Origin of the sequence: Pseudomonas sp. FR229a (assembly GCF_030209115.1) — a bacterium.
Classification (GTDB): domain Bacteria; phylum Pseudomonadota; class Gammaproteobacteria; order Pseudomonadales; family Pseudomonadaceae; genus Aquipseudomonas; species Aquipseudomonas moraviensis_A.
Genome location: NZ_JARVSP010000008.1, coordinates 490,571 through 506,477 on the forward strand (window position 1 = coordinate 490,571; position 15,907 = coordinate 506,477).

20 protein-coding genes are annotated in these 15,907 nt (G+C 61.3%); 9 read left to right on the forward strand and 11 right to left on the reverse strand.

Translation table 11 applies throughout. From position 1 onward, the window contains the following. Positions 1–266: 266 nt before the first annotated feature. Positions 267–485 (reverse strand): hypothetical protein, encoded by a 219-nt coding sequence (locus QRN33_RS08875; protein ID WP_285408101.1) that lies wholly within the window; start codon positions 483–485, stop codon positions 267–269. Between QRN33_RS08875 and ftsY the strand changes: the two genes are divergently transcribed. The 4 genes from ftsY to rpoH all read left to right on the forward strand — a co-directional run bounded on the left by ftsY (position 484) and on the right by rpoH (position 4,634). Next, on the forward strand, positions 484–1,974 hold the full coding sequence (gene ftsY, locus QRN33_RS08880) for a signal recognition particle-docking protein FtsY (RefSeq protein WP_285408103.1): 1,491 nt from the start codon (positions 484–486) through the stop codon (positions 1,972–1,974). The genes QRN33_RS08875 and ftsY overlap by 2 nt on opposite strands. Continuing rightward, positions 1,971–2,642: a cell division ATP-binding protein FtsE gene (gene ftsE, locus QRN33_RS08885; RefSeq protein WP_003229148.1), complete on the forward strand. Its 672-nt coding sequence runs from the start codon at positions 1,971–1,973 to the stop codon at positions 2,640–2,642. The genes ftsY and ftsE overlap by 4 nt, the downstream gene beginning before the upstream one ends. Further along, on the forward strand, positions 2,639–3,664 hold the full coding sequence (ftsX, locus tag QRN33_RS08890) for a permease-like cell division protein FtsX (protein ID WP_042606555.1): 1,026 nt from the start codon (positions 2,639–2,641) through the stop codon (positions 3,662–3,664). The genes ftsE and ftsX overlap by 4 nt, the downstream gene beginning before the upstream one ends. Positions 3,665–3,779: 115 nt before the next feature. Continuing rightward, complete coding sequence (gene rpoH / locus QRN33_RS08895; protein WP_016772717.1) at positions 3,780–4,634, forward strand: RNA polymerase sigma factor RpoH; 855 nt, start codon at positions 3,780–3,782, stop codon at positions 4,632–4,634. A gap of 180 nt (positions 4,635–4,814) precedes the next feature. Here the strand turns inward: rpoH and mtgA are convergent, their stop codons facing one another. Next, positions 4,815–5,537, reverse strand: a complete 723-nt coding sequence (mtgA, locus tag QRN33_RS08900) for a monofunctional biosynthetic peptidoglycan transglycosylase (protein ID WP_042606556.1) — start codon at positions 5,535–5,537, stop codon at positions 4,815–4,817. A gap of 74 nt (positions 5,538–5,611) precedes the next feature. Between mtgA and QRN33_RS08905 the strand changes: the two genes are divergently transcribed. The 4 genes from QRN33_RS08905 (at position 5,612) to trmB (ending at position 7,855) form a co-directional block, all read left to right on the forward strand. After that, the gene (locus QRN33_RS08905) at positions 5,612–5,992 is read left to right on the forward strand and encodes a DUF423 domain-containing protein (protein WP_123417803.1); all 381 of its coding nucleotides are present in this window, start codon (positions 5,612–5,614) and stop codon (positions 5,990–5,992) included. 71 nt (positions 5,993–6,063) lie between these two features. Then, positions 6,064–6,264, forward strand: a complete 201-nt coding sequence (gene thiS, locus QRN33_RS08910; protein ID WP_042606691.1) for a sulfur carrier protein ThiS — start codon at positions 6,064–6,066, stop codon at positions 6,262–6,264. 61 nt (positions 6,265–6,325) lie between these two features. Beyond that, on the forward strand, positions 6,326–7,120 hold the full coding sequence (locus QRN33_RS08915) for a thiazole synthase (protein WP_007964131.1): 795 nt from the start codon (positions 6,326–6,328) through the stop codon (positions 7,118–7,120). A gap of 9 nt (positions 7,121–7,129) precedes the next feature. After that, a complete protein-coding gene (gene trmB / locus QRN33_RS08920) occupies positions 7,130–7,855 on the forward strand; it encodes a tRNA (guanosine(46)-N7)-methyltransferase TrmB (RefSeq protein WP_042606558.1) in 726 nt (241 codons plus the stop codon). Between the two features lie 130 nt (positions 7,856–7,985). On the opposite strand, the gene QRN33_RS08925 is transcribed toward trmB, so the two are convergent. The 9 genes from QRN33_RS08925 to QRN33_RS08965 form a co-directional block, all read right to left on the reverse strand. After that, complete coding sequence (locus tag QRN33_RS08925; protein ID WP_008083808.1) at positions 7,986–8,309, reverse strand: DUF3392 domain-containing protein; 324 nt, start codon at positions 8,307–8,309, stop codon at positions 7,986–7,988. A gap of 22 nt (positions 8,310–8,331) precedes the next feature. Continuing rightward, the gene (gene hemW / locus QRN33_RS08930; RefSeq protein ID WP_285408111.1) at positions 8,332–9,537 is read right to left on the reverse strand and encodes a radical SAM family heme chaperone HemW; all 1,206 of its coding nucleotides are present in this window, start codon (positions 9,535–9,537) and stop codon (positions 8,332–8,334) included. Beyond that, entirely contained in the window at positions 9,534–10,130 is a 597-nt protein-coding gene (gene rdgB / locus QRN33_RS08935) for an RdgB/HAM1 family non-canonical purine NTP pyrophosphatase (protein ID WP_042606560.1), read from the reverse strand. The genes hemW and rdgB overlap by 4 nt, the downstream gene beginning before the upstream one ends. Further along, the gene (locus QRN33_RS08940) at positions 10,127–10,561 is read right to left on the reverse strand and encodes a DUF4426 domain-containing protein (protein ID WP_123417806.1); all 435 of its coding nucleotides are present in this window, start codon (positions 10,559–10,561) and stop codon (positions 10,127–10,129) included. The genes rdgB and QRN33_RS08940 overlap by 4 nt, the downstream gene beginning before the upstream one ends. A gap of 26 nt (positions 10,562–10,587) precedes the next feature. After that, complete coding sequence (gene metW, locus QRN33_RS08945; protein ID WP_024014659.1) at positions 10,588–11,208, reverse strand: methionine biosynthesis protein MetW; 621 nt, start codon at positions 11,206–11,208, stop codon at positions 10,588–10,590. Positions 11,209–11,215: 7 nt separating this feature from the next. Then, positions 11,216–12,355 carry a homoserine O-succinyltransferase MetX gene (metX, locus tag QRN33_RS08950; RefSeq protein WP_083353760.1) on the reverse strand — a complete coding sequence of 380 codons (1,140 nt, stop codon included), beginning with the start codon at positions 12,353–12,355 and terminating at the stop codon, positions 11,216–11,218. 253 nt (positions 12,356–12,608) lie between these two features. Further along, positions 12,609–13,199: a YggT family protein gene (locus QRN33_RS08955; protein ID WP_064364751.1), complete on the reverse strand. Its 591-nt coding sequence runs from the start codon at positions 13,197–13,199 to the stop codon at positions 12,609–12,611. 11 nt (positions 13,200–13,210) lie between these two features. Beyond that, the gene (gene proC, locus QRN33_RS08960) at positions 13,211–14,029 is read right to left on the reverse strand and encodes a pyrroline-5-carboxylate reductase (protein ID WP_064364753.1); all 819 of its coding nucleotides are present in this window, start codon (positions 14,027–14,029) and stop codon (positions 13,211–13,213) included. A 23-nt stretch (positions 14,030–14,052) separates the two neighbouring features. After that, positions 14,053–14,739, reverse strand: a complete 687-nt coding sequence (locus QRN33_RS08965) for a YggS family pyridoxal phosphate-dependent enzyme (RefSeq protein WP_123417808.1) — start codon at positions 14,737–14,739, stop codon at positions 14,053–14,055. A 56-nt stretch (positions 14,740–14,795) separates the two neighbouring features. Here QRN33_RS08965 and QRN33_RS08970 point away from each other — a divergent pair, with 56 nt between their 5' ends. Further along, positions 14,796–15,830, forward strand: a complete 1,035-nt coding sequence (locus tag QRN33_RS08970; RefSeq protein WP_016772732.1) for a type IV pilus twitching motility protein PilT — start codon at positions 14,796–14,798, stop codon at positions 15,828–15,830. The last annotated feature ends 77 nt before the right edge of the window (positions 15,831–15,907 follow it).

Sequence of the window (15,907 nt, forward strand, 5' to 3'; positions counted from 1 at the left end):
TGTGGTTTGGTTGTTCCAAATAAACTCCGAGCAACGCAGCCCTGCACACTATCAGGCCCGGCCCTCCGGGTGGCGCCTGAAAACGGGCCATACTGCGTTGCAGTCCTTGGCAAGGAAAGCACATTCCCTGCGGCCTGCGCCTTGTCTGGCCCGTTTTCAGGCGGCCACGCGGTACTGGTAATGATCAATGACACGCCCTAGGATACTGATCCGTTTTACCGGCGACCACGCCTATCAGGCCTGAGGGTGTGATAAGGCTGTTTAGGTTAGCGGCGCAAAGCTGTGTTTTTCCCACTAAACTCCGCGTTTTCGCCGATCTTTGCCGGTTTAGACCATCGTAAAAACGATCCTTGAGGTGCCTGCGGCGCCTCGACAAAATGTTGCGCGTGAACAAGCTGGATGAAACACAGTCTGTTCTGCATCGAATATTCATTTGCCGGGGCGCCCTGTTGGCGCGTCGCTACCGTGAGATAGCCGTCCTCCATGTTTGGTTCCAACGACGACAAGAAGAGCCCAGCTGCGGCTGGCGAGAAGAAAAGCCTGTTCGGATGGCTGCGGAAAAAACCGCAGGAACCCGTCGTCGAACAGCCGCCCGCGATTCCTGAGCCGGCCCCCGCGCCAGCACCCGCAATAGAAGAAGAGCCGGCGCCGATTGTGCTGCCGATCGCCGAACCGGTGCTGCAACCGGAAGCTGAAGCCGAGCCTGAAACGCCGACCGCTGCCGAGTTGCCGCTGTCGCCCGCCGTTGAGCCGTGGTTGACCCTGCCGGTGGCAGAAGAGCCGGTGGCCCTGGTCGAAGAAGCAGCGCCCCATGTGACGCCAGTGATTCCTGCGCCGGTTGCCGAGGTGGCTGCGCCGCCTGTGCCTGAACCGGTTGTCGAGCCAGTGCCGGTCGTTGCCGAGCCAGTGGCGCCGGTTGTCCAGCCGTCCGAGCCTGCGCCTGCGCCTGCACCGCTTGCCGCGGCACCAGTTGTCGCTCCGATCGTGCCGGTCGAAGCCCCTGTAGAAACGCCGGTCGAAGCGTCGCGCAGCGAAGAAACCAAAGCCGGTTTCTTCGCCCGCCTCAAGCAAGGCCTGTCGAAGACCAGCGCCAGCATCGGCGAGGGCATGGCCAGCCTGTTCCTCGGCCGCAAGACCATCGACGATGACCTGCTCGACGACCTCGAAACCCGCCTGCTCACTGCCGACGTCGGCGTCGAGGCCACCACGCAGATCATCCAGCGCCTGACCCAGAAGGTTGCGCGCAAGGAACTGGCCGACGCCGACGCTCTGTACAAATCCTTGCAGGCCGAACTGGCCGCGATGCTCAAGCCGGTTGAACAGCCGCTGAAAATCGCCTCGCAGAACAAACCTTTCGTGATTCTGGTGGTTGGCGTCAACGGCGCCGGCAAGACCACCACCATCGGCAAACTGGCGAAGAAGCTGCAGCTCGAAGGCAAGAAAGTCATGCTGGCGGCCGGCGATACTTTCCGTGCCGCAGCTGTTGAGCAATTGCAGGTCTGGGGCGAGCGCAACAAGATTCCGGTGATCGCCCAGCACACCGGCGCCGACTCGGCTTCGGTGATCTTCGATGCCGTGCAAGCGGCCAAGGCCCGTGGCATTGATGTGCTGATCGCCGACACCGCCGGTCGTCTGCACACCAAAGACAACCTGATGGAAGAACTGAAAAAGGTTCGCCGGGTGATCGGCAAGCTCGACGCCGACGCGCCGCACGAAGTGCTGCTGGTCCTCGACGCCGGCACTGGCCAGAACGCCATCAACCAGGCCAAGCAGTTCAACCAGACCGTCGAACTGACCGGTCTGGCGCTGACCAAGCTCGATGGCACCGCCAAGGGCGGGGTGATTTTCGCCCTGGCCAAGCAGTTCGGTCTGCCGATCCGCTATATCGGCGTCGGTGAAGGCATCGACGATTTGCGCACCTTTGAAGCCGAACCCTTTGTCCAGGCACTGTTTGCCGAGCGGGAGCGTTCATGATTCGTTTCGAACAGGTCGGTAAACGCTACCCGAACGGTCACGTCGGCTTGCATGAGCTGAGCTTTCGAGTCCGTCGTGGCGAGTTCTTGTTTGTCACCGGTCACTCCGGTGCCGGTAAATCCACGCTGTTGCGCCTGTTGCTGGCAATGGAACGGCCGACCAGCGGCAAACTGCTGCTCGCCGGGCAGGACCTGAGCACCATCAGCAACGCGCAGATCCCGTTCCTGCGTCGGCAGATCGGCGTGGTGTTCCAGAATCACCAGTTGCTGTTCGATCGCACGGTGTTCAATAACGTCGCGTTGCCGCTGCAGATTCTCGGCCTGTCCAAGGCTGAGATCGCCAAGCGCGTCGATTCGGCGCTGGAACGCGTGGCGCTGTCGGACAAAACCGATCTGTACCCGGGCGACCTGTCCACTGGTCAACAGCAGCGCGTCGGCATTGCCCGCGCCATCGTCCATCGCCCGGCCTTGCTGCTGGCGGACGAACCGACCGGTAACCTCGACCCGCGACTGGCGGCGGAAATCATGGGCGTGTTCGAAGACATCAACCGTCTGGGCACCAGCGTGCTGATCGCCAGTCACGACCTGGCGCTGATCGCGCGCATGCGTCACCGCATGCTGACCCTGCAACGCGGTCGCTTGATCGGCGACGGGGAGGCCGGGGTATGAGTGCGACACGCAGTCCGAAGGTTTCCGAGCGCGTGGCCCCGAAAGCCGCTGATCCGCAACCGCAGAAGAAGAAAAAGCACGACGATGACGACGGCCCGGACTTCGCTACGCTGTTCCGCGCCTGGATCGAAAGCCATCGCGCCAGCCTGCTCGACAGCCTGCGCCGTCTCGGCAAGCAGCCGATCGGCAGTTTCTTCACCTGCATGGTGATGGCCGTTGCGCTGAGTCTGCCGATGGGGCTTTCGCTGTTGCTCAACAACGTCGAGCGTCTCGGCGGTTCCTGGCAGCGCGCGGCGCAGATTTCCCTGTACCTGCAACTCGATGCCAGCGCGGAACAGGGCGAAGCGCTGCGCGAGCAGATCAAAGGCATGCCCGGGGTAGCCGATGCCGAGTATGTCGGCCGTGATCAGGCGCTGGAAGAGTTCCAGCAGCAGTCCGGCCTGGGCGAAGCCCTGCGTGAGTTGCCGGAGAACCCGTTGCCGGGTGTGGTGCTGGTGACACCGAACGAAGTCGACAAGCCGACACTCGAAGCATTAAGACAAAAACTTTCCGAGCTGCCCAAGGTACAACAGGCACAACTTGATCTAGTCTGGGTCGAGCGTCTGGCCGCCATCCTCAAGCTTGGCGACCGCTTTGTCTTCGGTCTGACGGTGTTGTTGGTGTCTGCATTACTTTTGGTGATAGGCAATACCATTCGTCTTCATATTGAAAACCGCCGCACCGAGATAGAAGTGATTAAACTCGTCGGCGGCACTGACAGTTATGTGCGCCGCCCTTTCCTTTATATGGGCGCGTTGTATGGCTTCGGTGCAGGGCTGTTGTCCTGGGGCGTATTGGCGTTCGGCCTGAACTGGCTGAACGATGCGGTGGTTGGACTGGCCGGCTTGTACGGCAGTGATTTCGCCCTGGCCGGCGTGCCAGTGGCCGACGGTCTGTCGCTCTTGCTTGGCGCGGTGCTGTTGGGTTATATCGGTGCATGGATTGCAGTCGCACGTCATCTCAGGGAGCTGGCGCCGAAGTAGAATCTTTTTTGCGCGTGATTGACCTTGCGGTTTTTATGGGAACTTGTACTTGAGTTCCCGGTCAATTTTTCGCAGTGCCGAGAGGCACGAGTATGTGAGTGGGAGGTTTTTTCGTATGACCAATTCTTTGCAACCTGCGTATGCGTTGGTTCCGGGTGCGAACCTGGAAGCCTACGTGCACACCGTCAACAGCATTCCATTGCTGACGCCGGAGCAGGAGCGTGAACTGGCCGAGAGTCTCTACTATGAGCAGGATTTGGGGGCGGCTCGGCAGATGGTGCTCGCCCACCTGCGTTTTGTCGTACACATTGCCCGTAGCTACTCCGGCTACGGTCTGGCTCAGGCTGACCTGATCCAGGAAGGTAACGTCGGCCTGATGAAGGCCGTCAAGCGCTTCAACCCGGAAATGGGTGTGCGTCTGGTGTCGTTCGCCGTGCACTGGATCAAGGCGGAAATTCACGAATTCATCCTGCGCAACTGGCGCATTGTGAAAGTCGCGACCACCAAGGCCCAGCGCAAGCTGTTCTTCAACCTGCGCAGCCAGAAGAAACGTCTGGCGTGGCTGAACAACGAGGAAGTCCACCGTGTGGCGGAAAGCCTCGGCGTCGAACCACGTGAAGTGCGCGAGATGGAAAGCCGCCTGACCGGCCATGACATGGCCTTCGACCCGGCTGCGGAAGCCGACGATGACAGCGCTTTCCAGTCGCCGGCCAACTACCTGGAAGACCACCGGTACGACCCGGCGCGTCAGCTGGAAGATGCCGACTGGAGCGACAACTCCAACACCAACCTGCACGAAGCACTGGAAGTGCTGGACGAGCGCAGCCGTGACATCCTCTACCAGCGCTGGCTGGCGGAAGAGAAGGCCACGCTGCACGACCTGGCGCAGAAGTACAACGTGTCGGCCGAGCGAATCCGTCAGCTCGAGAAGAGCGCGATGAACAAGCTCAAGTTGTCGATCGCCGCGTAACCGGCGCATCGGCAATAAAAAACGCCCCGATCAGCGATGATCGGGGCGTTTTCATTTCGACTGCCACACAAAACCCCTGTAGGAGTGAGCCTGCTCGCGATAGCGGTTTGTCAGTAAAGCAGATGTTGATTGACACAACGCTATCGCGAGCAGGCTCACTCCTACATTAGATCTTCGGTGTTATTCAGCCCAAGGCGCCCGCCGCGAATCGTTCAGCCCCAGCAAATAACTGTCCCCACCCAACTGACTCATCTGCTGCCGAATCCAGCCAGCCCGACGCGACACATAACCGGTCGGGTGACTCGCGCTCCATACCCGCGGATTGGGCAGAACGGCAGCCAGATAACTCGCTTGCTGACGCGACAATGACTTCGCACCCACGCCAAAGTGATGGCGGGCCGCCGCTTCGGCGCCAAACACGCCGTCATCCCATTCGACGCTGTTCAGGTACACCTCAAGAATCCGCTGTTTGGGCCAGAACACTTCGATCAACGCGGTAAACCACGCTTCCAGGCCCTTGCGCAGATAGCTGCGGCCGGACCACAAAAACAGATTTTTCGACACTTGCTGGCTCAAGGTGCTGGCGCCGCGAATCGAGCCGCCCAGCTCGTTGTGGGCCAGCGCAGCCTGGATCGCGCGCAGATCGAAGCCCCAGTGCTCGGGGAATTTCTGATCCTCGCCGGCAATCACCGCCACCTTCAAGTCATCGGAGATCTCATTCCACGGTTTCCAGGTGCGCTGCAGGTCGATCGGCTCACCGTCGACCCAGGATTCGACCTTGCGCTCGACCATCAGCGCCGTGACCGGCGGTGGCACGAAGCGAAACACCAGCACCAGCAAGACACTGCCGCCGGCGAACCAGAGCAGGGCCTTCGTGAGACGACGGAAAATTGAACGCAGCATAGAGATGGCTTGGCCGAACCCGTGGAGCGGGCCATTATACAGACCCTGCCGATCGCGTCTGACTGGAGTTCCCCATGCTGCGTGGCTTTTTGATGCTGGCCGCTTTTTTCGGATTCACCGGTGTTGCGCTGGGCGCGTTCGCCGCCCATGGCCTGAAAAACCGCCTTACCCCGGAATACCTGGCCATTTTCCATACCGGCGTCACCTATCAATTGGTGCACACTCTTGCGCTGTTCGGGGTGGCGCTGCTGGCCACGCAAATTCAAGGGCGCCTGATTACTTGGGCCGGCGTGTCCTTCAGCGTCGGCATTCTGTTGTTCTCCGGCAGCCTGTATCTGCTGACCACCACCGGCATCAGCAAGCTAGGCATCATTACCCCGTTTGGTGGTCTCGCATTTCTGGTCGGTTGGTTATGTTTGGGGCTAGCTGCCTGGCGCTTGCAGCTAACCGCTTGACGCTTGGTACTGACCTTTAGGTCATGATCGGGCTAGAATGCCAGCCCCTAAAAATGATGGCGGCGTTGTGCATGCGCATTCAGTTGAACGGTGAGTCCTTTGAATTGCCCGACGGTGAAACCGTTGCGGGCCTGATCACCCGTCTGGAGCTGACCGGACGCCGGGTGGCGGTCGAGCTCAATCTGGACATCGTTCCGCGCAGCCAGCATGCCGATACCACGCTCAATGACGGCGACAGCGTCGAAGTGGTCCACGCCATCGGCGGCGGGTGATTGTCCCGGCCCGCAAGGGCAAAGAATTCTGCAAGACCCTCACCCCTCAAGAGGATTCCCCATGAGCATCGTTCGTAGCGACAAGCCTTTTGTGCTGGCCGGTCGTACTTACCAGTCGCGTTTGCTGGTCGGTACCGGCAAGTACCGTGACATGGAAGAAACCCGCCAGGCCATCGAAGCCTCGGGTGCCGAGATCGTCACCTTCGCCGTGCGCCGCACCAACCTGGGCCAGATCGAAGGCGAGCCGAACCTGCTCGAAGTGCTGTCGCCGGATCGCTACACCTTCCTGCCGAACACCGCTGGTTGCTACGACGCTATCGAAGCCGTGCGCACCTGCCGCCTCGCGCGTGAATTGCTCGACGGTCACAACCTGGTGAAGCTGGAAGTGCTGGCTGACCAGAAGACCCTGTTCCCCAACGTGATCGAAACCCTCAAGGCCGCCGAAACCCTGGTCAAGGAAGGCTTCGACGTGATGGTCTACACCAGCGATGACCCGATCATCGCCCGCCAACTGGCGGAAATCGGCTGCATCGCGGTGATGCCGCTGGCAGGTCTGATCGGCTCCGGTCTGGGTATCTGCAATCCGTACAACCTGCAGATCATCCTCGAAGAAGCGAAGATTCCGGTGCTGGTGGATGCCGGTGTCGGTACGGCTTCCGACGCGACCATCGCCATGGAACTGGGGTGCGACGCCGTACTGATGAACTCGGCCATCGCTCACGCCCAGCAACCGGTAATGATGGCGCAAGCCATGCAGCACGCCATCGTCGCCGGCCGTCTGGCGTACCTCGCCGGCCGCATGCCGAAAAAACTTTATGCCAGCGCCTCTTCGCCGCTGGATGGTCTGATCAAGTAAGAGCCATTGATGACTGAATCGAACGACACGCCTGTCCAGCCGGACGAAGGCGACGAGCGCCAACACCGCCGCATCAAGAGTTTCGTGATGCGCGCCGGGCGCATGACCGAAGGCCAGCAACGCGGTCTGGATCAGGGCGCGCCGCTGTACGTGCTGCCGCTGGCCGATGCGCCGGTCGATTACGACCAGGTGTTCGGCCGCTCGGCACCGCGCTCGCTGGAAATCGGTTTCGGCATGGGCCACTCGCTGCTGGAAATGGCCGCGGCGGCGCCGGAGCAGGATTTCATCGGCGTTGAAGTGCACCGTCCGGGTGTCGGTGCGCTGCTCAATGGCGTACTGACCCAAGGGCTGACCAATCTGCGGGTCTACGATTGCGACGCGATCGAAGTGCTCAACCGCTGCATCGCCGACAACAGCCTCGATCGCCTGATGCTGTTCTTCCCGGATCCGTGGCACAAGAGCCGTCACCACAAGCGCCGCATCGTCCAGGCCTCGTTCGCCGAACTGGTGCGCAGCAAGCTCAAGGTCGGTGGCATTCTGCACATGGCCACCGACTGGGAACCGTACGCCGAGTACATGCTGGAAGTGATGAACGTCGCCCCGGGCTACCGCAACCTCGCCGAAGACGGCAAATGCGTCCCGCGCCCGGCCGAACGCCCGATCACCAAGTTCGAACGCCGCGGCGAACGCCTTGGCCATGGCGTGTGGGATCTGAAGTTCGAAAAACAGTCCTGAGCATCACGCGGTAAAAATGTAGGAGTGAGCCTGCTCGCGATTGCGGTCTGACATTCAACCTCTTCGGTGACTGTCAGACCGCAATCGCGAGCAGGCTCACTCCTACAGTTGTTTTGGGTGTGCTGAAAGATCAGCGGCGGTCGGCGACGACGCCGATCAGCACCAGCACAACCAGCAGCACCGGCGCCAGGCTGTAGTTGTTGAACTGGCTCAGGCCCTTGATCACCCACGGTGTGGCGTAGATCAGCGCAGCGCCGCTGCCGATCAGGCAGAGCAGGGCCATCAGGGGCACGCGCAGGGCGCCGGCGATGCTGCCCAGGCGTTGCTCGACCCAGCCTTTGAAGTCGGCGCCGAACAGCACCAACAGGCAACCGACCAGCGCCAAAGCGATTTCCGAGAGATTGCTGCGGCTCCAGCGGGAGACGGTGGCCAGCAGGTCGAGTATCAAATCCATGCGTTTTCCCTTTGAGCTGAAGTCAGTTCAGAAATTGTTGCAGCAAGTCGTTGAGGAACAGCTGGCCGCGTTCGGTGGCCGCCAGGCGTGACGGTTCGACCTGCAACAGGCCGCTTTGTTCGGCTTCGCGGCGGCCTTCGGCGAGGCTGTCCAGCGACAGTCCGGTGCGTTCCGGATACAGACGCGATTCGACCCCGGCAGTCAGGCGCAGGGCATTCATCAGGAATTCGAACGGCATCTCGTCATTGCTCAGCGATTTCTCGCCAGCCTGAAAGCTCTTCGCTGGATTCAGATAGTCCTTCGGCAGGCGGGTTTTCCATGTGCGGACGATGCGTCCGTCCGGGTGGCTCAATTTGCCATGGGCTCCCGCGCCGATGCCGATAAAGTCGCCGAAGCTCCAGTAATTGAGGTTATGCCGCGCCGGGCGATCGGGCTGGGCATATGCCGACACTTCGTATTGCGCGTAACCGTGCTCGGCCAGCAGCGCCTGACCAGCTTCCTGAATGTCCCACAGCGTGTCGTCCTCTGGCAGCACCGGCGGCTGATTCCAGAACACCGTGTTGGGTTCAAGCGTCAGCTGATACCAGGAAATGTGCGTCGGCTTCAGCGCGATGGCCTGACGCAGGTCGCTCAAGGCATCGTCCAGCGACTGATCGGGCAAGCCGTGCATCAAGTCGAGGTTGAAGTTATCGAACCCGGCCTGTCGCGCCATGCCCGCCGCACGCACGGCTTCGTCACCGTTGTGGATACGGCCGAGGGCCTCAAGCTTTTCCTGCTGAAAGCTCTGGATGCCGATCGACAGGCGATTGATCCCCAGCTTGCGATAGGCGACGAACTTCTCTTGCTCGAAGGTGCCTGGATTGGCCTCCAGGGTGATTTCAATGTCGGCGGCGAACGGGATGCGCTGCTCGACGCCCTGCAACAAACGCCCTAGGGCGTCGGCGCTGAACAGGCTCGGTGTCCCACCACCGAAGAAAATCGAGGTCAGCTCACGGCCATACACCGCATGCAGATCCTGATCGAGATCGGCCAGCAGCGCGTCGACGTACTCCTGCTCCGGCAGCACCGGGCTGGCGGTATGCGAGTTGAAATCGCAATACGGACATTTGCGCACACACCACGGGATGTGGATGTACAGCGCCAAGGGCGGCAGAGTTGGCAGCGGCGCCCGAGGCGAGGAAGCGGCGCCGCCGATGATCAGCGACGACGCGGAAGAATCAGTGGTCATTTCAAGCCCAGACGCTGGCGCAGCAGATCCATTGCACGGGCGCGGTGGCTGATCTGGTTCTTGTCGGCCGGGCTCAGCTCGGCGCTGGAGCAGTCGCGCTCCGGCACCCAGAACAGCGGGTCGTAACCGAAGCCGTGTTCGCCGCTGGCTGCGGTGAGGATGCGGCCGTGCCACAGACCTTCGCAGAGAATCGGCAGCGGATCATCGGCGTGGCGCACCAGTGCTAAGACGCAGACGAACTGTGCGCCGCGCTCGGCTTCCGGCACATCTTTCAGCGCGTCGAGCAGTTTGGCGTTGTTCGCGGCATCGCCCTGGCCGTCGGCATAACGCGCCGAGTAGATGCCCGGCGCACCGCCGAGGAAATCCACCGCCAGCCCGGAGTCGTCGGCCAGTGCCGGCAGCCCGGAAATGCGCGCGGCGTTGCGTGCCTTGAGGATCGCGTTCTCGACGAACGACAGGCCGGTTTCTTCCGGCTCGACCTTGCTCCATTCGCCAATCGAGCGCAGTTGCACCGAGTCGCCGAGCATGGCCTGGAGTTCTTTGAGTTTGCCGGCGTTATGGCTGGCCAGTACGAGCTGCTTGATGTTCATCATTCGCCGGGAAAAAGTTCTTGGTTGAAATTGATGGTGTTGATCTTGTCGCCGTTCTGCACCTTGATTTCAAAGGTGCGGGTCTCCTGCTGCGGCACCGGGTACTGGGCGATGTAGTAGATCGCGCCCTGTTCGGTGACCTGGCGGAATTTCAGCGCCACGCTGTTGCTGGTCAGGTCCTTGACCGTGCCGGTGACGCTGGCGATCTGCGGTTTGCCGTCCTTGATCACCGAGACATTGATCACGCCCTGATTCTTGCTGCGGATCAGTTCCGCCGCCTTGGCGATGTCCGGCGTCAGAAACGTCGAGTTGAAAGTGTTGTAGTGCACCGTGACATCGCCGAAGGTTTCCTTGCGTTCACCTTTGATGACGTCTGCCGCCATGGCGCCAGCGCTCAGGCAGACGGTGAGTAACAGCAACGCTGGACGACTCATGTTCGTGCTCCTCGAAATGGCCTGGCTCAGACCGCGACTCGGTGGTCCGCCAACTGCGGGCTGCTGACGCGGTAGATACCGATTTCACCTAACAGATTAGGCCATAGCTTACTGGCCCACCCGTGACGGTGCTGTTGATCCACGGCAAGCCGATCAATGACCTTGGCATCACGTTCGCGGCACAGCTCTTCGAAATCCTCGAAAGTGCAGAAGTGGATGTTCGGCGTGTTGTACCAGGTGTAGGGCAGGAACTCGGAGACCGGCATGCGGCCCTTGCTCGCCAGGTACCAGCGGCAGCGCCAGTGGCCGAAATTCGGGAAGGTGATGATGCACTGGCGGCCGACCCGGAGCATTTCGTCGAGGATCTTGTCCGGGTAATGCACCGCTTGCAGGGCCTGGGTCATGACGACGATGTCGAAACTGTTGCTGGCGAAGTTGCCCAGGCCCTTGTCCAGATCCTGCTCGATGACGTTGATGCCCTTGGCCACGCACTCGGCAATATTGTCGGCGTCGTTTTCCAGGCCATAACCGGTGACGTTCTTGTTGTCGCGCAGCCAGGTCAACAGCTCGCCGTCACCGCAACCGAGGTCGAGGACGCGGCTGCCGGCGGGGATCCATTCCTGGATGATTTCCAGATCAGCTCTCATGGCTTTCTCACAACGAAATGCGGTTCATGTAATTGCCGAACGCCTGCAAGTAACGCGGGATCGGAATCAGGAAGGCGTCGTGGCCCTGCGGTGCGTCGATTTCCAGGTAGCTGACGTCCTTGCGCGCGGCCATCAGCGCATCCACCAATTCCCGCGAACGCGCCGGGGAGAAGCGCCAGTCGGTGGTGAACGACATCACGCAGAACTTGGCTGTGGCGTTTTCGAAGGTTTTTGCCAGATCATCGTCGAAGTTCGCCGCCGGATCGAAGTAATCCAGTGCCTTGGTCATCAATAGATAGGTGTTGGCATCGAAGCGCCCGGAGAACTCTTCGCCCTGATAACGCAGGTAACTTTCAACCTGGAACTCGACGCTGTGGAAGTCGTAGTTGAGCTTTTCGCTCTTCAGGCCACGGCCGAATTTCTCGCCCATCGAATCGTCGGACAGGTAAGTGATGTGGCCGACCATGCGCGCGAGCATCAGCCCGCGCTTGGGGATCACGCCCGCTTCCTGGAACGAACCGCCGTGGAATTCCGGGTCGGTGAGGATTGCCTGACGTGCGACTTCGTTGAACGCGATGTTCTGCGCCGACAGCTTCGGTGCCGAGGCGATGGCCAGGCAGTGACGCACGCGATCCGGGTAGGTGATGGTCCATTGCAGCGCCTGCATGCCGCCGAGGCTGCCGCCGATCACCGCTGCCCACTGGCCGATGCCGAGCAAGTCAGCGAGGCGCGCCTGGCTGTGCACCCAGTCTTCGACGGTGAGCACCGGGAAGTCGGCGCCGAACGGCTTGCCGGTCTCCGGGTTGATGCTGCTTGGACCGGTGGAGCCGTTGCAGCCGCCGAGGTTGTTCAGGCTGACCACGAAGAACTTATTGGTGTCGATCGGCTTGCCGGGGCCGATGCAGCTGTCCCACCAACCGGGTTTGCGGTCGTCGACGCTGTGATATCCGGCCGCGTGGTGGTGGCCGGACAAGGCGTGGCAGATCAGCACGGCGTTGCTCGCCTGGGCGTTCAGCGTGCCGTAGGTTTCGTAGATCAGATCATAGGCGGCCAGCGAACGCCCACAAGCCAGCGCCAGCGGTTCGCTGAAGTGCGCGGTTTGTGGTGTCACCAGACCAACAGAATCGGCGGGAAAGGCAGTTGGCATCGACCCTGCTCTCGTTGAAATGAGGCGTAAGTCTAAAGACCGTGGGGGGTAGCGGCAAGCGGCCCTCACCCTAGCCCTCTCCCGGAGGGAGAGGGGACTGACCGCGGCGATCTTCAGAGTGATGCTGACCTGAGGTATCGAGTCGAACTCAGGCCTTGAAAACAACCCGATCGGCTCCCTCTCCCTCGGGAGAGGGCTGGGGTGAGGGGAGCAGGCGACCCCATATCAAGTCGAGCGCCCGCTCCCTCTCACCTCACATCAGCAAACGCAGAATCTCCGGCATCATCGTCATCGCCGCCAGATTGTTGATCACCAGCATGTCGATCAATTTCAGCGCCAGGAAGGCGAAGATCGGCGACAGATCCAGGCCCCCGAGGTTCGGCAGGAAGCGGCGGAACGGTGCCAGCGCCGGTTCACAGATCTGGTTGACCAGTTCGGCGCCCGGATTGTGGCTGCCCGGTGCGACCCACGAGAGAATCACGCTGATGATCAGGGCGAAGAAGAAGATCTTCAGAAACAGCGCGGTAACGCCGATCAGCGACCAGATAAACAGTTGCAGCGGGTTGCCGGTGGTGCCGTAGGTCAACAGCAGGGTGAGTGCCATCAGCAGTAGCTGCACCAGAATCGCCAGTACCAGCGACGACATGTCGAGGCCGAACAGGCTCGGGATGATCCGGCGCAAAGGCTTGAGCAGCGGCTGGGTGGCCTTGACCACGAACTGGCACAGCGGGTTGTAGAAGTTCGCCCGCACCAGTTGCAGGACGAAGCGCAGCAGCACGATCAGCAGGTACAGGCTGCCGAGGGTTTGCAGCACGTAAACCGCTGCGGTGTTCAATCCGATCATGTAAGGCTCCTTTATTTGCCCAGTTGTTCGGCCATTTCGGCCGAGCGGTGCGCGGCGGCGCCGAGTGCGGTTTCAACCAGCGCTTCGAAGCCGCCAGCCTGGAATGATTTGATCGCTGCTTCCGTGGTGCCGTTTGGCGAGGTCACACGGCGACGCAGTTCGGCGGCGTCAACGTCGCTGGACACCGCCATGTGCGCGGCGCCCAGAGCAGTCTGCACGGTCAGTTGTTCAGCGATTTCCTTTGGCAAGCCGAGTTTGACGCCAGCGGCGGTCATGGCCTCGATCAGCAGGAAGAAGTACGCCGGGCCGGAGCCGGACACGGCGGTGACTGCGTCCAGTTGCTGTTCTTCGTCCAGCCACAGGGCGATGCCGACGGCGGACAGCAGCTCTTCGGCTTGTTGACGCTGCTCGGCGGTCACTTCGCTGGTCGCGTACAAACCGCTGACACCCTGACGCAGCAACGCCGGGGTGTTCGGCATGCAGCGCACGATCGGCTGTTCGCCGAGCCACGCGGTCATGCTCGCGCAGGTGATCCCGGCGGCGATCGACACCACCAGTTGATTCGGCTTCAGGCTGGGGCGAATCGCCTCGCACACGGCTTTCATCGCCTGTGGCTTGACCGCCAGCACGACGACATCGACGCCTTCGATAGCCTGGGCGTTGTCGGCGAAGGTTTCGATGCCGTGCTCGGCGCTGACCCTGGCGCGGGTGTCGTCGCCCGGATCGCTGGCGCGTATCTGCGCCGCTTCCAGACCTTTGGCGCGCAAGCCGCCAATCAGACTGGCCGCCATGTTGCCCGCACCGATAAACGCAATACGTGTGTTGCTCATGTGTGGTCCTTATCTGGAAACGTTCAAGACTGGGAATAATCTCTGGCGCCAAACAGCGCGGTACCGATCCGCACCCAGGTGGCGCCCTGGGCGATGGCCGACTCGAGGTCGTGGCTCATGCCCATGGACAGTGTGTCGAGCGGCAGAGCGAGGCTCGCCTGCAAGGTCTGCACGGCGGCGAAAGCAGCGTCCTGTTCGGCGCGCGCCTCGGTCGGCTCGGGAATCGCCATCAGCCCGCGCAGTTTCAGCCGGGGCAGGGCGCTGATGGCCTCGGCCAGCGCCGGCAGATCGGCCGGGGTGCAACCGGATTTACTCGCCTCGCCGCTGACATTGACCTGAATGCAGATGTTCAGTGGAGGCAGCTCGGCGGGGCGTTGTTCGGACAGGCGTTGGGCGATTTTCAGACGATCCACGGAGTGCACCCAGTCGAAATGCTCGGCAATGGCGCGAGTCTTGTTCGATTGAATGGGGCCGATGAAGTGCCAGATCAAGGGCAGATCGGCCAGCTCCAGCTGTTTGCCCAAGGCTTCCTGCAGGTAGTTCTCGCCGAAGTCGCGCAAGCCGGCGGCATAGGCTTCGCGCAGGGCCTGGGCGGGTTTGGTCTTGCTCACGGCGAGCAAATGGATGCTGTTTTCATCGCGGTGTGCAGCTTTGGCTGCTGCCTGGATGCGCGAACCAACCTGAAGGATGTTGTCTGCTATCGTGGACATCAAGAGGCGCCGGCGGTCTGTAGGTTCGCGGCATTCTACTGGAATTGAGGGACGCTATGGATATCACTGAACTGCTGGCCTTCAGCGCCAAACAGGGCGCATCCGACCTGCACCTGTCGGCGGGCCTGCCGCCGATGATCCGCGTCGATGGCGATGTGCGACGGATCAATCTGCCGGCGCTGGATCACAAGCAAGTGCACGATCTGATCTACGACATCATGAACGACACCCAGCGCATCGAATTCGAGAAAAATCTGGAAACGGATTTTTCCTTTGATGTGCCCGGCGTGGCGCGGTTTCGGGTTAACGCGTTCAACCAGAACCGAGGCGCCGGCGCAGTGTTCCGCACCATTCCCTCGAAAGTGCTGAGCATGGAAGACCTCGCCATGGGCGATGTTTTCCGCAAGATCACCGATGCGCCGCGCGGGCTGGTGCTCGTCACCGGGCCAACCGGTTCCGGCAAATCCACCACGCTGGCGGCAATGATCGATTACCTCAACACCCATCGCCATCACCACATCCTCACCATTGAGGACCCCATCGAGTTTGTCCACGAATCACGCAAATGCCTGATCAATCAGCGCGAAGTCCATCGCGATACCCGCAGCTTCGCCACTGCGCTGCGTTCGGCCCTGCGTGAAGATCCGGACGTGATTCTGGTCGGCGAAATGCGCGATCTGGAAACCATTCGCCTGGCGCTGACCGCCGCTGAGACCGGGCATCTGGTGTTCGGCACACTGCACACGACCTCGGCGGCGAAGACCATCGACCGCGTGGTCGACGTGTTTCCCGGCGACGAGAAGTCGATGGTGCGTTCGATGCTGTCGGAGTCGTTGCTGGCGGTGGTGTCGCAGACGTTGATCAAGAAGATCGGCGGCGGGCGGGTGGCGGCGCATGAAATCATGCTGGGGACATCGGCGATCCGTAACCTGATCCGCGAGGACAAGGTGGCGCAGATGTATTCGGCGATTCAGACCGGTGGGTCGTTGGGGATGCAGACACTCGATATGTGCCTGAAGGATCTGGTGACCAAGGGCCTGATCAGCCGCGAGCATGCCCGCGAGAAAGCGCGTACACCGGATAATTTCTAGCAGCCAAAAGCAAAAGATCGCAGCCTTCGGCAGCTCCTACGGGGAAACGCTGATCCCAATGTAGGAGCTGCCGAGGG

What these genes read in the sequence shown, in the direction of transcription:
- trmB (WP_042606558.1), top strand. Translation starts at nt 7,130, where the DNA reads ATGACTGAATCGAACGACACGCCTGTCCAGCCGGACGAAGGCGACGAG.
- mtgA (WP_042606556.1), bottom strand. Translation starts at nt 5,537, where the DNA reads ATGCTGCGTTCAATTTTCCGTCGTCTCACGAAGGCCCTGCTCTGGTTC.
- rdgB (WP_042606560.1), bottom strand. Translation starts at nt 10,130, where the DNA reads ATGATGAACATCAAGCAGCTCGTACTGGCCAGCCATAACGCCGGCAAA.
- QRN33_RS08955 (WP_064364751.1), bottom strand. Translation starts at nt 13,199, where the DNA reads ATGATCGGATTGAACACCGCAGCGGTTTACGTGCTGCAAACCCTCGGC.
- metX (WP_083353760.1), bottom strand. Translation starts at nt 12,355, where the DNA reads ATGCCAACTGCCTTTCCCGCCGATTCTGTTGGTCTGGTGACACCACAA.
- QRN33_RS08965 (WP_123417808.1), bottom strand. Translation starts at nt 14,739, where the DNA reads ATGTCCACGATAGCAGACAACATCCTTCAGGTTGGTTCGCGCATCCAG.
- hemW (WP_285408111.1), bottom strand. Translation starts at nt 9,537, where the DNA reads ATGACCACTGATTCTTCCGCGTCGTCGCTGATCATCGGCGGCGCCGCT.
- QRN33_RS08925 (WP_008083808.1), bottom strand. Translation starts at nt 8,309, where the DNA reads ATGGATTTGATACTCGACCTGCTGGCCACCGTCTCCCGCTGGAGCCGC.
- ftsY (WP_285408103.1), top strand. Translation starts at nt 484, where the DNA reads ATGTTTGGTTCCAACGACGACAAGAAGAGCCCAGCTGCGGCTGGCGAG.
- ftsE (WP_003229148.1), top strand. Translation starts at nt 1,971, where the DNA reads ATGATTCGTTTCGAACAGGTCGGTAAACGCTACCCGAACGGTCACGTC.
- QRN33_RS08940 (WP_123417806.1), bottom strand. Translation starts at nt 10,561, where the DNA reads ATGAGTCGTCCAGCGTTGCTGTTACTCACCGTCTGCCTGAGCGCTGGC.
- proC (WP_064364753.1), bottom strand. Translation starts at nt 14,029, where the DNA reads ATGAGCAACACACGTATTGCGTTTATCGGTGCGGGCAACATGGCGGCC.
- thiS (WP_042606691.1), top strand. Translation starts at nt 6,064, where the DNA reads ATGCGCATTCAGTTGAACGGTGAGTCCTTTGAATTGCCCGACGGTGAA.
- QRN33_RS08875 (WP_285408101.1), bottom strand. Translation starts at nt 485, where the DNA reads ATGGAGGACGGCTATCTCACGGTAGCGACGCGCCAACAGGGCGCCCCG.
- QRN33_RS08970 (WP_016772732.1), top strand. Translation starts at nt 14,796, where the DNA reads ATGGATATCACTGAACTGCTGGCCTTCAGCGCCAAACAGGGCGCATCC.
- QRN33_RS08905 (WP_123417803.1), top strand. Translation starts at nt 5,612, where the DNA reads ATGCTGCGTGGCTTTTTGATGCTGGCCGCTTTTTTCGGATTCACCGGT.
- QRN33_RS08915 (WP_007964131.1), top strand. Translation starts at nt 6,326, where the DNA reads ATGAGCATCGTTCGTAGCGACAAGCCTTTTGTGCTGGCCGGTCGTACT.
- metW (WP_024014659.1), bottom strand. Translation starts at nt 11,208, where the DNA reads ATGAGAGCTGATCTGGAAATCATCCAGGAATGGATCCCCGCCGGCAGC.
- rpoH (WP_016772717.1), top strand. Translation starts at nt 3,780, where the DNA reads ATGACCAATTCTTTGCAACCTGCGTATGCGTTGGTTCCGGGTGCGAAC.
- ftsX (WP_042606555.1), top strand. Translation starts at nt 2,639, where the DNA reads ATGAGTGCGACACGCAGTCCGAAGGTTTCCGAGCGCGTGGCCCCGAAA.